Source organism: Microbacterium sp. CR_7 (assembly GCF_041954755.1).
Classification (GTDB): domain Bacteria; phylum Actinomycetota; class Actinomycetes; order Actinomycetales; family Microbacteriaceae; genus Microbacterium.
Map to the genome: position 1 here is coordinate 449579 of NZ_JAVAYF010000003.1, position 13278 is coordinate 462856.

Sequence of the window (13278 nt, forward strand, 5' to 3'; positions counted from 1 at the left end):
GCCCGGACAACCCCGCGGAACGGCGTACTTCCAGGACACCTGGCTACGATGTCCCTACCGGTCGGCATGCCAGAGGAGCCCAGTGGGACTACTTGACAGCTTTGAGAAGGGTCTCGAGCGCGCTGTGAACAGCGCCTTCGCGAAGACCTTCCGCAGCGGCATCCAGCCCGTGGAGATCGCTTCGGCGCTTCGGCGCGAGGCGGATACCAAGGCGGCTGTGGTCAGTCGCGACCGCATCCTCACGCCCAACAGCTACGTGGTGCGGCTGAGCGCCGACGACGCCGAGCGGATGCGGGGACTCGGCGGTGCGCTGACCGACGAGCTGCACGCACTTCTGACGAAGCACGCGAAGTCGCAGGGCTACAGCTTCGCCGGCCCCCTCTCGATCGCCCTCGAGTCCGACGACATCCCCACCGGCACGGTGCGCGTCAGCTCGGGCACGGTCGAGGGCCGCGTCAACTGGCAGGCCGTGATCGACGTCGACGGACGTCGCCACTCGCTCACTCGGGCCCGCACGGTGATCGGCCGTGGATCCGACGCCGACATCACGATCGCGGATTCCGGATCGAGCCGCAAGCACGTCGAGGTGCTGTGGGACGGCGAGCGCGCCATGATGCGCGACCTCGGCTCCACGAACGGCACGAAGGTCAACGGATCGAAGGTCAGGGAGGCCGCCCTGCCCTCCGACACCACCCTGACCATCGGCCGCACCGACCTGGTCTTCCGCATCGTGCCGGTCGCGGCGCCCTCACGCCCTGCGCGCCCGCGCGACGACGACGCGACCCGCGCGTTCGGAGCGATCTGATGACCACGCCCAGTGAGCTCGTCCTCCTCCTCATGCGCATCGGCTTCCTGGTGCTGCTGTGGTTCTTCGTGTTCGGCGTCGTCTACTCACTGCGCGCCGATCTGTTCGGCATGAAGGTGCGTAAGCTGCCCGCAGACGGCGATGCGGCTGCGGCAACCCCCTCCACTCCCCCGGCTCCGGCCAAGCGCCCGTCGTCGGCGAAGGCGAACACCGGGCCGGCGACCGTCGCGACAGCCAAGCGCCTTGTGATCACGTCCGGACCGAAGGCGGGTCTCGAGCTGCCGTTGGGCACAGACACCCTCACGATCGGTCGGTCGAGCGAGTGCGCGCTCGTGATCCGCGACGACTACACGTCCAGCCACCACGCACGACTGCTGCTGCGCGGCGACGCCTGGGCGATCCAGGACCTCGAATCCACGAACGGCACCTTCGTCGCCGGCAACCGCGTGACGGGCGGACCCGTCGCCCTCGGCCTCGGCGTTCCCATCAAGGTGGGCGCCACGACCTTCGAGCTGCGAGCCTGACGCGGGCATGGTCTTCGAGGGCTCGAGCGCCGCGATCTCCCATACGGGCAAGGTCCGCTCCAACAACCAGGACTCCGGGTACTCCGGCGCGAACCTGTTCGTCGTCGCCGACGGCATGGGCGGGCACGCCGGCGGTGACGTCGCGTCGAGCATCGCGATCTCGCGCATGCAGCCCCTCGACCAGCCGTACGCATCGACCGACGACGCCCAGGCGTCGCTGCAGGCTGCCGCGACGACCGCCGCCGTCGACCTGATCCGCGCCGCGAAGGACCGCCCCGAGCTCGCAGGCCTCGGCACCACCCTCAGCGCGATCATCATGGTCGACGACTACGCCGTCATCGGGCACATCGGCGACTCGCGCATCTACCTCTACCGCGACGACGCGCTCACGCAGATCACGGCCGACCACACCTTCGTGCAGCGCCTCGTCGATTCCGGCCGCATCACTCCCGAAGAAGCCCGATATCACCCGCGGCGGTCGGTGCTGATGCGGGTGCTCAGCGACATGGACTCCGACCCCGAGCTCGACATGTTCGTCATGCACACGCAGCCCGGCGACCGCTGGCTCCTGTGCTCCGACGGACTCTCGGGCGTCGTCGACGAGGCGCACATACTCAAGGCGATGCGCCTCGGACTCCCCCCGGGCCGCACGGCCGACAACCTGCTCAAGCAGGCGCTCGACGGCGGAGCCCCCGACAACGTCACGATCGTGCTCGTCGAGGTCGGCGGAGCGCACGCGATGCACTCCGGCACGGCGACCATCGTCGGCTCGGCATCGAACCCCGCGAACGTCACCGTGCCGCCCGTGCGCGCTCCGCGCAGCAGCTGGCTGCACCCGGTTCGCCAGGCCGCGAACGACCCCAGTCACTTCGAGCCGTCGTCCGAGTACCTCGAGGAGCTCATCGAAGAGGACCGCCGCCGCGCCAAGCGCCGTCGGCTCGGCTGGATCGCCGGGATGCTGGTGGTCCTCGCCGCGCTCGCCTTCGCCGCCTTCGCGGCCTACAGCTGGACACAGACCCGCTACTTCGTCGGCGCCGACGAGGACAGCGTCGTGATCTACCAGGGCGTGCAGCAGAACATCGGTCCGATCACGCTGTCGACGCCGATCCAGGACACCGACATCCTTCTGGCGAACCTGCCCCCGTATCAGCGCGACTCCGTCGAACGCACGATCACGGCACGATCGCTGTCGGATGCCGAGGCCATCGTCGCGCGTCTGCAGGCCGGAGCCGACCGCGTCACCGGCGAGACGCCGCTGCCCACTCCCGTACCCACGCCGACGACGACGGAGGGCGGGGGATGAGCACCGACGTCCAGGCGGACACCACCGTCATCAAGGCGCTCCGCCGACTCCGGATGCCGCAGACGCAGCGCAACCGAGAGTTCTGGCTGCTGCTGTTCGCCGTCGTCCTCAGCGGCGCATCGCTCACGCTCGTGCAGCTCGGTGCGCTCGGACTGATCGACCCGATGATCCTCGCGATCGGCGGCGGCCTCGCCGTGCTGGCGTTCGCGGTGCACTTCGTGCTGCGCGCCGTGGCGTCCGATGCGGACCCGTTCGTGCTGCCGATCGCGACGCTGCTCACGGGGCTGGGCATCGCGATGATCTACCGCATCGACATCGCGAAGGCGCTGACCGGCTGGAACGCGTACTCCACCAAGCAGCTCGCGTGGACGGCCATCTCGCTCGCCGGAGCGATCACGGTCGTGATCATGCTGCGGAACTACCGGGTGCTGTTCCGGTACACGTACATCTTCGGCCTCACCGGCATCCTGCTGCTCCTGCTGCCCTTCGTTCCCGGCCTGCGCATCCCCGACGCGAACGCCCAGGTGTGGGTGTCGCTGGGCGGCATGTTCGCCTTCCAGCCGGGCGAGCTCGCCAAGATCTGCCTCGCGATCTTCTTCGCCGGCTATCTGGTGCGCACGCGCGAGAGCCTCACATCGGTCGGCACCAAGGTGCTCGGCATCACCTGGCCGCGCATGCGCGAGCTCGGGCCCGTGCTCGTGGTGTGGGCGATCTCGCTGGGGATCATCGTGATCCAGCGCGACCTCGGCACCGGAACCCTCATCTTCGGCATGTTCGTCGCGATGCTCTACGTCGCCACGGGCAAGACCAGCTGGGTGGTCATCGGACTCACCCTCGTCGCCGCGGGCGTCGCCGTCGCGACGCAGATCCTCAGCTACGTGCAGGGGCGCTTCACGAACTGGCTGTTCCTGTTCGACCCCGACAAGGTCGATCCCGACGGCGCCGGCTATCAGCCGATGCAGGGCCTGTTCGGCCTGGCGCACGGCGGCCTCCTGGGCACCGGCTGGGGCCAGGGCCGCCCCGAGGAGACACCTCTCGCCCACAGCGACTACATCATCACGAGCCTCGGTGAGGAGATCGGCCTGATCGGCCTCTTCGCGATCCTCTGCCTGTACATGGTGTTCATCAGCCGCGGCATCCGCATCGGCCTCGCGGGGCAGGACGACTTCGGCAAGCTGCTCGCCACCGGTCTCGCATTCACGATCGCGCTGCAGGTGTTCATCATGGTCGGCGGTGTGACCCGCGTCATCCCGCTGACCGGTCTGACGACGCCGTTCCTCGCGGCCGGCGGCTCGTCGCTCGTGGCGAACTGGCTCATCGTGGCGATCCTGCTGCGCATCTCCGACGGAGTGCGCAGCCAACCGAGGACGGTGATCGGCTGACATGACCAAGGAGCTCCGCCGCCTGAGCATCGTGATGCTCTTCATGTTCCTGTCGCTGTTCGCCGCGACCAGCTGGATCCAGGTCGTCCAGGCCGACTCCCTCGGCCAGAACAGCAACAACCGACGAACGCTGCTCGACAGCTACGAGATCCAGCGCGGATCGATCATCGTCGACGGCGTCGCGATCGCGACCTCGGTGCCGTCCGACGACAAGTACCAGTTCCAGCGCGTCTACACCGACGGCGCGATGTGGGAGCCCGTGACCGGCTACTTCAACCCCGCGCTGCAGTCTGCGACGGGGATCGAGCGAGCGCTCAACGCCGACCTCTCCGGCACCGGATCGAGCGCGTTCTTCTCCGAGATCGAGCGCATCCTCTCCGGGCAGCCGCAGGCCGGCTTCAGCGCCCAGCTCACACTCGACGCGGCCGCGCAGAAGGCCGCCTACGACGCCCTGCAGGGACTCGAGGGCGCCGTGATCGCGATCGAGCCGAGCACCGGTCGCGTCCTCGCCATGGTGTCGACGCCCGGCTTCGACACGAACGCTCTCGCCACGCACGACGCGGATGCCGCGAACGCGGCCTACGACCAGCTCGACGCCGACCCGTCGAAGCCCCTGTCGAACCGCGCCATCGCCGGCGACCTGAACCCGCCGGGGTCGACCTTCAAGCTCGTGGTCGCGGCCGCGGCCTACGCCTCCGGCGAGTACATGCCGGACTCCGCGCTGCCGAATCCCGCGCGCTATCAGCTGCCCGGCTCGACGAACACCGTCGCCAATGCCTGGGGCGGCACCTGCGGCGGCGGCGAGACCGTGACGATCTCCGAGGCGATCCGCCTGAGCTGCAACATCCCGATGGCGGAGCTCGCGGTGCAGCTCGGCGACGACCGGATCCGCGAGATGGCCGAGAAGTTCGGATTCAACCAGAGCTTCTCGACCCCGCTCGAGTCGACCGCCTCCAGCTACCCACGGTCGCTCGACGACGCGCAGACCGCGCTCACCGGCTTCGGGCAGGGCAAGGTCATCGCGACGCCGCTGCAGATGGCCATGGTCGCCGCCGGGATCGCGAACGACGGCGTCGTCATGAACCCTCGCCTGATCGACTCGGTGATCGGCAACGACCTCTCGGTTGTGCGGTCGTACGACGACACCGAATTCGGTCGTGCACTGGAGGCGGACGTGGCCGATCAGGTGACGGCATCCATGGTCGCCAGCGTCTCAAACGGCGCAGCGCAGGGTGCAAGAATAGACGGGGTCGACGTGGCCGGTAAGACCGGCACGACCGAGAACGGGAACGACAGGCCTTACACGCTGTGGTTCACCGGTTTCGCGCCGGCGGACGACCCGACGGTCGCAGTAACGGTCCTCGTCGAAGACGGCGGCGGACAGGGGCAGTCAGGATCCGGCGACACCATCGCCGCCCCGATTGCAAAGAAGGTCATAGAGGCGGTGCTGGGCAGATGAGACCGACGCAGGGTGTGTCGTTCGGTGGTCGCTACGAGCTGCAGTCGCGAATCGCGATCGGCGGCATGGGCGAGGTGTGGGAGGCGACGGATCACGTCATCGGACGCACCGTCGCGATCAAGATCCTCAAGGACGAGTACATGGGGGACCCCGGGTTCCTCGAGCGGTTCCGCGCCGAGGCGCGCCACGCCGCACTCGTCAACCACGAGGGCATCGCCAGCGTGTTCGACTACGGCGAGGAGAACGGCAGCGCCTACCTCGTCATGGAGCTCGTTCCCGGCGAGGCCCTGTCGACGATCCTCGAGCGCGACGGCTCGCTGAGCGCCGACAAGACGCTCGACATCGTCGCTCAGACGGCGTCCGCCCTCCAGGCCGCGCACGCCGCCGGCCTCGTGCACCGAGACATCAAGCCCGGCAACCTGCTGATCACGCCGGACGGCCGCGTCAAGATCACCGACTTCGGCATCGCCCGCATCGCAGATCAGGTGCCGCTCACCGCGACCGGCCAGGTCATGGGCACCGTGCAGTACCTGTCGCCGGAGCAGGCCTCTGGTCACCCGGCCTCCCCCGCGACCGACATCTACTCGCTCGGCATCGTCGCCTACGAATCCCTCGCCGGCAAGCGTCCGTTCACCGGCGAGTCGCAGGTCGCGATCGCGATGGCGCAGATCAACGAGCAGCCGCCGCCGCTGCCGCCGACCGTGCCGATCCCCGTGCAGAACCTCGTCATGGCGATGATCGCGAAGAAGCCGGCCGACCGGCCGTCGTCCGCGGCGACCGTCGCCCGCGCCGCCCAGGCCCTGCGCCGCGGCGACCTGAACTCCGCCGCGATCGCCGTCCCGGCCATCGCCACCGGCGGCGTCGCGGCAGACGACGCGACCCGACTGCTCACGGCATCCGGCGACGACGGCGCCACGCGCGTGCTCCCCACCACCGCTCAGGTCCCCACCGAGGCGGCCGCCGAGGAGGAAGCCGAGAAGAAGAAGCGCAGCCGGTGGACGTGGCCTCTCGTCGCGCTCATCGCTCTGCTCGTCATCGTTCTCGGAGGCACGATCTGGGCGCTGATGAACCAGGGCGACGGGAAGGATGCCGACCCCACGCCCTCTCCGTCGATCTCGTCGGCTCCCCCGCAGACGCCGACCCCCACGCCGACCCCCACCGACACGTCGGTCAACGTCGACTCGCTCGGTCTCGTCGGCCTGTCGTGCCAGGAGGCTCTGAACACGGCGACGCAGGCGGGACTCGTCCCCCAGTGCCGCGTCGGCAACACGCCGGCCCCGTCCGATGACCTCGTCGACGTCGTCGAGACCGTCGACCCGCGCGGAACGCTCGAGAAGGGCGACGCGATCACGCTCATCACCTACGCGCCCCGAGTGGAGATCGGCGCACCGGGTTCGGCACCGAGCCTGTCCGGCACCCCGCAGGCCGGAGAGCCGATCGCCCTCAACTGGACCGCGTTCTCCTGCCCCTCGGGCGCAGGCACGGTCAGCTCGTACGAGGTCTCGATCACCAACGCCACGTTCAGCGACGGCAAGACCACCCGCGCGTTCGGCCCGGGTGAGCTGACGACGCAGATCACCCCGGCCACCGATCCCGCTCTGCAGGTCACGGCGACGTACCGCGCGTTCTGCGGCGACCGCCCCTCGGGCAACTCGCCTCAGCTCACCGCTCAGATCACTCCGGCCGATGATGCCGGCGGCGAGGACACAGGGGATTAGGGGTTCCACGCCGTAGGCTGAGCACTTCATCAGGTCGTTTCAGGGGGTCAGTACGTGTCGACAGAGCCACGCGTTCTCGCGGGTCGCTACCGCGTCGACGAGCTCATCGGGCATGGCGGAATGGCCAAGGTCTACCGCGGTTACGATCTCACGCTCGGCCGCGCGATCGCGATCAAGATCCTCGATGCCGACCTGGCCCGAGACACCGCGTTCCGCACGCGCTTCCGCCTGGAGGCGCAGTCCGCCTCTCGTATGTCGCACCCGTCGATCGTGCGCGTGTACGACGCCGGCGACCCGTCGAGCAGCACCGGCGACGGATCGGGCGAGCCGCCGTACATCGTCATGGAGCTCATCAGCGGCACCCTGCTGAAAGACATCATCGCCCGCGGACCGGTCCCCGTCGAAGACGCCGTGCGGTACGTCGACGGCATCCTCGAGGCGCTCGACTATTCGCATCGGGCCGGCGTCGTGCACCGCGACATCAAGCCGGGCAACGTCATGGTCACCGACAGGGGCCAGGTCAAGGTCATGGACTTCGGCATCGCCCGCGCGGTCTCGGACTCCTCCTCGACCGTCGCCGAGACCACGCAGATCATCGGCACGGCCGCCTACTTCTCCCCCGAGCAGGCGAAGGGCGAGCCCGTCGACGCACGCGCCGACCTCTACTCGACCGGTGTCGTGCTGTACGAACTGCTCACCGGACGTCAGCCGTTCCGCGGGGAGTCTCCGGTCGCCGTCGCCTATCAGCACGTCAGCGAGACCCCGGTCCCGCCGACCGAGGTCAACGAGGACGCCCCGGCCTCCCTCGACCCGATCGTGCTGCGTGCGCTCGCGAAGGATCCGTACCAGCGCTACCCGGATGCCGCGCACTTCCGCGCCGCGCTCGACGCGGCCGTCTCGGGACAGGCACCCAGCCGCAAGGAGATCGGCGCGCTCACGAGTGAGCTGTACGGACCGAGTCCGCGCCAGGCGCAGGAGACCGCGCGGTCGCTGCGGCAGCTCAGCACCGACACCACCATGGCACGCACGCAGTCCGGTCCCCCGGTCGCGTGGATCTGGGCCGGTGTCGCGCTGCTCGCTGTCCTGCTCGCATCGGTGCTGTTCTGGGTGTGGACCATCAGCATGCGGCCCGACGACATCCCGTCGAGCTCCCGCACGGTGCCCGACCTCGTGAACGTGTCATCCGAGCGCGCGCAGGAAGACCTGAACGAGCTCGACCTCACCGCGAAGCTCGTGCTCGAACCGAGCAACGACATCGCCGAGGGCAACGTCACCCGTACGGATCCCGAGGGCGGGACGACGGTGAGCGAGGGCGACTCGATCACCGTGTACGTCTCATCCGGCAAGGAGACGGTCGTCGTGCCGACGCTCGAGGGTCTGTCTCTCGCCGCGGCGACAGACGCGCTGACCCAGGCCGGCCTCGAGCTCGGCACCGTGATCCAGCGGAACGACAAGGGCCTCGCGGCCGATACCGTCATGGAGGCGAGCGAGGCCGCCGACACCGAGGTACCGCCCAAGACCGTCGTGAACCTCGTGGTGGCCAGCGGACGGGTGACCCTGACCGACGTCTCCGGCTGGACGATGGATGCCGCGACCGCCGAGCTCGAACGGATCGGCCTCACAGCGAGCCCCGTCGAGCTCACCGATTGCCCGCCCACGAACCCTCCCACGGTCGCGTCGATGTCGGTCGCCCCCGGCGACGTACCCGTCGGATCAACCGTCGAGCTGCGCTACTGCGCAGCGGCTGCAGGCGACTGACCGCCGCCCACCACGGCCTGCCCTCGGGGTCGTTGAGCGAGGGAGAGCAGCGACCGAGACGAAACGCGCTACGCCCGCACGAGCGGATGCAGTCGTTCGGCGCGGGCCACGGCATCCGCGTCGCCGCACTGGGCGAGCCAGTTCGCGAGCAGACGGTATCCGCCCTCGGTGAGGACGCTCTCGGGGTGGAACTGCACCCCCACCACGGGCAGGGTCGTGTGGGCGACGGCCATGACGGTGCCCGAGTCGGTGCGGGCGGTGACGACGAGCGGCCCGGGCAGCGATGCCTCGTCGAGCGCGAGCGAGTGATAGCGCCCGACGGCGAACGGAGAAGGGATGCCGTCGAACAGCGCCGACCCGTCGTGCCCGACCTGCGACACCATGCCGTGCATGAGCTCGGGCGCTTCGGTCACCGGGGCGCCGAGTGCCTCTCCGATCGCCTGATGGCCGAGGCAGACGCCGAGCAGCGGCAGGCGCAGCGCCATGGCGATCCGAGCGGCGTCGAGGCTTGCTCCGGCATCCGAAGGCGTCCCCGGTCCGGGTGACAGCATGAGGCCGTCGAAGCGGGGCAGCAGCTGTTCGAGGTCGGCGGCGTCGACGGCATCCGCCTCGACCATCTCGACCTCGGCGCCGAGCTCACGCAGGTACCCGACGAGGGTGTGCACGAAACTGTCGTGGTTGTCCACGACCAGCACCCGGGTCATTCGAGGTCGACCTCACCGGGCGCGATGATGGGGCTGACCCACGGGAACACGAACCAGAACAGCGCGTAGAGCACGGCCGTGACGAGCACGAGCAGGATGAACAGCTTGACCCACCACGGGCCGGGCAGCAGGCGCCAGAGTGCGGCGTACATGATTCCTCTCGGTCCCTTCGGTCAGATCGACGGCGCGGCCGGGGGTGGGGGCGGGTCGGTCAGCGCCTTCGGGGGTCCTTCTGCGCGGGGCTGGAAGCTCTCGAAGACGCCGTAGGCGACGATGCGCTCGGCGAGCGAGTAGAGCGGGGAGCAGGCGGTGAGGGTGATGTACTGCTCGCCGGTCTGCGCTCCGGGCACCTGCGGAACGTCGAGCAGCACGTCGGTCTGGGTCGGCTTCACGTACTCGAGTGTGCGGAAGCGATACGTGAACCAGCCGTCGACCGTCTCCACGACGATCGCGTCGCCGATCTGCAGCTTGTCGAGCTGGTTGAACGGCTTGCCCCAGGTCGTGCGGTGGCCCGCCATCGCGAAGTTGCCGGGCTCACCGGGCATCTTCGAGTTCGTGTAGACGCCGATCCCGAGCTTGTCGAGCGTGCGGGCGCGGCTGGTGCCGCCGAAGATGCCGACGTTGTACTCGGATCCGAAGCGCGGGATGTGCATCTGCCCCAGCTGCTCGGTGTCGGCGGGGCGCGCGGGGATCACCGGCTGGTAGGCGGTGGTGCCGTCGGGCCGCTCGAAGGTCTCGGGCAGTGCAGGGGGCGGGGCCTCGGCCCACTCGCGCGACACTGCCGCGCCCTCGTCGTTCTTCTGCGCGCTGATGATGATGTCGCCGATCCACATCTGCCACGCGACGAACAGCAGCACGAGCACGCCGGCGGTGAGCAGCAGTTCCCCCAGCACGCTCGTGAAGGTGGCGCGCGATCGAGGGCGACGGCTGCGGCCACGTCGCTCCCCCGATACGACGGATGCGGTCATGGCGAGATCCTATCCCTCCGGCCTATGCGCGGAGCCGGAACCCGGCGTTCTCGCGAGAGCAAAGGCGACCCGGGTACAATGTCGGCATGGCCCGAGACCCGAAGACCGAAGAGCCCGACGCACCGCGCACCGAGGGCGAGTCCGCCCCCAACGCCGTGTGGTTCAAGCCGGTGATGATCGGCTTCATGCTGCTCGGTCTCGCGTGGATCCTCGTGTTCTACATCTCCGGGATGCAGTTCCCGATCCCCGGACTCGACAACTGGAACCTCGCGATCGGTCTCGGCATCGCCCTGATCGGGTTCCTGATGACCACCCGCTGGCGCTAGATCGCGCCGCTCACGCACGAAGGCCCCTCGCACCGCGAGGGGCCTTCTTCGTATCTCCGCGGGGTGGCCGTCCCCAGGTCTCCACAGCGTGTCCACAACGTCACCACAGAGTTATCCACAGGGTTGTTCACACCTGGGGATGAATTACACGCGTGTTATTCACACCTGTTAACGAACCTGTTAACAACCTCTGATCAGGAGTAGATCGAGGTGATGAGCAGGGGAGGGATGAACGCGACGATCACAAGCAGGGCGAGTGCGACGGCCGTGATGAGCACGATCTGCCACGCGCGCTGATCGCGGCGGCGAGTGCGGGTGAGGATGAACGCCAGCAGTGCACCGACGACCGCGCCTCCGAGGTGCGCCTGCCACGCGATCCCGCCGATGAAGAACCCGACGACGAAGTTGATTCCGAGGATCACGAGGATGCCGGTGACGTTGGCGCCGATGTGGCGGCCGACGATCAGCAGGGCGGCCATGAGCCCGAAGATCGCGCCGGAGGCGCCCACGGTCGCGGTGCCCGGGGCGAGCAGCGCGACGGCGACGGAGCCGCCGAGTCCGCTGATGAGATAGAGCGCGAGGAACCGCACGCGACCGAGCAGCGGCTCGAGGCTCTGCCCGAGCATCCACAGCGCCAGCATGTTCAGAGCGAGGTGGATGAATCCTCCATGGGCGAAGACCGCCGTGAGCAGACGCCAGGGTTCGAAGGGCGCGCCGAAGAGATCCGGATAGAGGTAGGGCCCGGCGAACAGCAGCTGCTGAGTGATGGCGGGGCCCATACCGGGGACCAGCTGCAGCAGGCCGATGATCGACGTGATCAGCATCAGGGCGTAGGTCACCACGGGGTTGCCGCTGCGCACGGCGGCCAAGGTCGACGAGGGTCCGCCCCAGCGTCGCTCGGCGCGCTTCTGGGCCGGGGTGCGGTTCTTGCGCTCCTCCTTCATGCACTCCGGGCAGATGACGCCGACCGCGGCCGGAGTCTGGCATTCGCCGCAGATGGTGCGGAGGCACCGCTGGCAGAGCACGAAGCTCTGCCGATCCGGATGCCGGTAGCAGAAGTTGTCGCGGTTGTCCGCGAACTCAGGCGTGGTCATCCGGATCGGCCAGCCTCGGTGTCAGGCCGCGACGATGTCGATCGACTGCAGCACGACCGGCTCGATCGGACGATCGCCCGCAGCGGTCGGCACGGCGCCGATCGCGGCGACGACCGCCTTCGAGGCGTCGTCGGCGACCTCGCCGAAGATGGTGTGCTTGCCCTGGAGCCACGGGGTGGGGTCGGTGGTGATGAAGAACTGCGACCCGTTCGTGCCCTCGGCCTTGCCCGTGATCGCGTTGCGGCGCAGACCGGCGTTCGCCATGGCCAGGACGTACGGCTCGTTGAAGTTCAGCTCGGGGTGGATCTCGTCGTCGAAGTTGTATCCGGGTCCGCCGACGCCCTGACCGAGCGGGTCACCGCCCTGGATCATGAAGTTCGGGATGATGCGGTGGAAGATGACGTCCTTGTAGAGAGGACCCTCGCCGGGCTTGCCGGTGGCGGGGTCGGTCCACGACTGGGTGCCGTCGGCGAGGCCGACGAAGTTCTTGACCGTCTTCGGGGCGTGGTCGCCGAAGAGGTTGATGACGATGTCACCGTGGTTGGTGTGCAGGGTTGCGACGTGAGAAGCGTGAGGCATGGTGTCATTCTCGCAGAGCTTCCCGTGTGCGAGCCCTGATCTAGCGCTGATCGTCGCCTGATGCAAGGCCTCGGTGATTCCCTCGCCCCTTCCAGGGTGGCGTGGCAAGATGGGGAACCCGTACTCCAAGCGACAGGAGAGCATCGTGAGCATCAGCCGCAAGCGGAAGAAGGAACTGCGCCGTCTCCAGAAGGAGGCCAACCAGCTCTGGGAGAACCAGCAGGTCCTCGTCGGCCACGCTGCCGATGTGGCGCGTGAGGCGGGGCGCCAGCTCGGCAACTTCGGGCGCGAGCAGGTCGGTCCGGCCGTGCAGCACACCTATGATCGCCGCGTGGCGCCGGTCGTCGACCAGGGCGTGCGCTTCGGCAAGCACGTCGTCGACGACAAGGTCGTTCCGATCGTCGGCGGTGTCGTCGGCAGTGCGCTGACCGCCTGGGATGTCGCGAACGCCAAGCGTCACGGCATCGAGAAGAAGATCGAGAAGAAGGTGCGCAAGGCCACCAAGCCGCAGAAGAAGGGCCCGGGCATCGGCTCGGTCGTCGCCCTGGTTCTCGGCGCTGCCGCCGCCGTCGGCGTCCTGTACGCCGCATGGCAGGCCCTTCGTGCCGACGACGAGCTCTGGGTCGCCGACGACCCGCTGTCCGCCCCCGAGGCGTGA

General features: G+C 68.7%; 14 protein-coding genes. 9 read left to right on the plus strand and 5 right to left on the minus strand.

The annotated features are described in order from the left end of the window. Nucleotides 1-82: 82 nt before the first annotated feature. The 7 genes from RAC81_RS08330 to pknB are packed head-to-tail and all read left to right on the plus strand — an operon-like array spanning nt 83 to nt 8949. Complete coding sequence (locus tag RAC81_RS08330) at nt 83-805, plus strand: FhaA domain-containing protein (RefSeq protein ID WP_375081929.1); 723 nt, start codon at nt 83-85, stop codon at nt 803-805. After that, nucleotides 805-1329, plus strand: coding sequence for an FHA domain-containing protein (locus RAC81_RS08335; RefSeq protein ID WP_375081930.1), 525 nt, complete (start codon nt 805-807; stop codon nt 1327-1329). The genes RAC81_RS08330 and RAC81_RS08335 overlap by 1 nt, the downstream gene beginning before the upstream one ends. Before the next feature lie 7 nt (nt 1330-1336). Then, the gene (locus tag RAC81_RS08340; protein WP_375081931.1) at nt 1337-2632 is read left to right on the plus strand and encodes a PP2C family protein-serine/threonine phosphatase; all 1296 of its coding nucleotides are present in this window, start codon (nt 1337-1339) and stop codon (nt 2630-2632) included. Then, the gene (locus tag RAC81_RS08345) at nt 2629-4014 is read left to right on the plus strand and encodes an FtsW/RodA/SpoVE family cell cycle protein (RefSeq protein ID WP_375081932.1); all 1386 of its coding nucleotides are present in this window, start codon (nt 2629-2631) and stop codon (nt 4012-4014) included. The genes RAC81_RS08340 and RAC81_RS08345 overlap by 4 nt, the downstream gene beginning before the upstream one ends. 1 nt (nt 4015) lies before the next feature. After that, nucleotides 4016-5473 carry a peptidoglycan D,D-transpeptidase FtsI family protein gene (locus RAC81_RS08350; protein WP_375081933.1) on the plus strand — a complete coding sequence of 486 codons (1458 nt, stop codon included), beginning with the start codon at nt 4016-4018 and terminating at the stop codon, nt 5471-5473. Further along, entirely contained in the window at nt 5470-7191 is a 1722-nt protein-coding gene (locus RAC81_RS08355; protein WP_375081934.1) for a protein kinase, read from the plus strand. The genes RAC81_RS08350 and RAC81_RS08355 overlap by 4 nt, the downstream gene beginning before the upstream one ends. A gap of 54 nt (nt 7192-7245) precedes the next feature. Then, on the plus strand, nt 7246-8949 hold the full coding sequence (pknB, locus tag RAC81_RS08360; protein WP_375081935.1) for a Stk1 family PASTA domain-containing Ser/Thr kinase: 1704 nt from the start codon (nt 7246-7248) through the stop codon (nt 8947-8949). A 68-nt stretch (nt 8950-9017) separates the two neighbouring features. On the opposite strand, the gene RAC81_RS08365 is transcribed toward pknB, so the two are convergent. The 3 genes from RAC81_RS08365 to RAC81_RS08375 are packed head-to-tail and all read right to left on the minus strand — an operon-like array spanning nt 9018 to nt 10621. Continuing rightward, nucleotides 9018-9653 carry an anthranilate synthase component II gene (locus tag RAC81_RS08365; protein ID WP_375081936.1) on the minus strand — a complete coding sequence of 212 codons (636 nt, stop codon included), beginning with the start codon at nt 9651-9653 and terminating at the stop codon, nt 9018-9020. Further along, nucleotides 9650-9805, minus strand: a complete 156-nt coding sequence (locus RAC81_RS08370) for a hypothetical protein (RefSeq protein ID WP_375081937.1) — start codon at nt 9803-9805, stop codon at nt 9650-9652. The genes RAC81_RS08365 and RAC81_RS08370 overlap by 4 nt, the downstream gene beginning before the upstream one ends. Before the next feature lie 21 nt (nt 9806-9826). Then, a complete protein-coding gene (locus tag RAC81_RS08375) occupies nt 9827-10621 on the minus strand; it encodes a class E sortase (RefSeq protein ID WP_375081938.1) in 795 nt (264 codons plus the stop codon). 86 nt (nt 10622-10707) lie between these two features. On the opposite strand from RAC81_RS08375, the gene RAC81_RS08380 reads away from it, so the two are divergent. Continuing rightward, nucleotides 10708-10947 (plus strand): cell division protein CrgA, encoded by a 240-nt coding sequence (locus RAC81_RS08380; protein ID WP_375081939.1) that lies wholly within the window; start codon nt 10708-10710, stop codon nt 10945-10947. 194 nt (nt 10948-11141) lie between these two features. Here RAC81_RS08380 and RAC81_RS08385 read toward each other — a convergent pair whose 3' ends face one another. Then, complete coding sequence (locus tag RAC81_RS08385; protein WP_375081940.1) at nt 11142-12041, minus strand: rhomboid family intramembrane serine protease; 900 nt, start codon at nt 12039-12041, stop codon at nt 11142-11144. A 21-nt stretch (nt 12042-12062) separates the two neighbouring features. Beyond that, entirely contained in the window at nt 12063-12620 is a 558-nt protein-coding gene (locus RAC81_RS08390; protein WP_375081941.1) for a peptidylprolyl isomerase, read from the minus strand. A gap of 145 nt (nt 12621-12765) precedes the next feature. Here RAC81_RS08390 and RAC81_RS08395 point away from each other — a divergent pair, with 145 nt between their 5' ends. Beyond that, entirely contained in the window at nt 12766-13278 is a 513-nt protein-coding gene (locus RAC81_RS08395) for a DNA helicase (protein WP_096714211.1), read from the plus strand.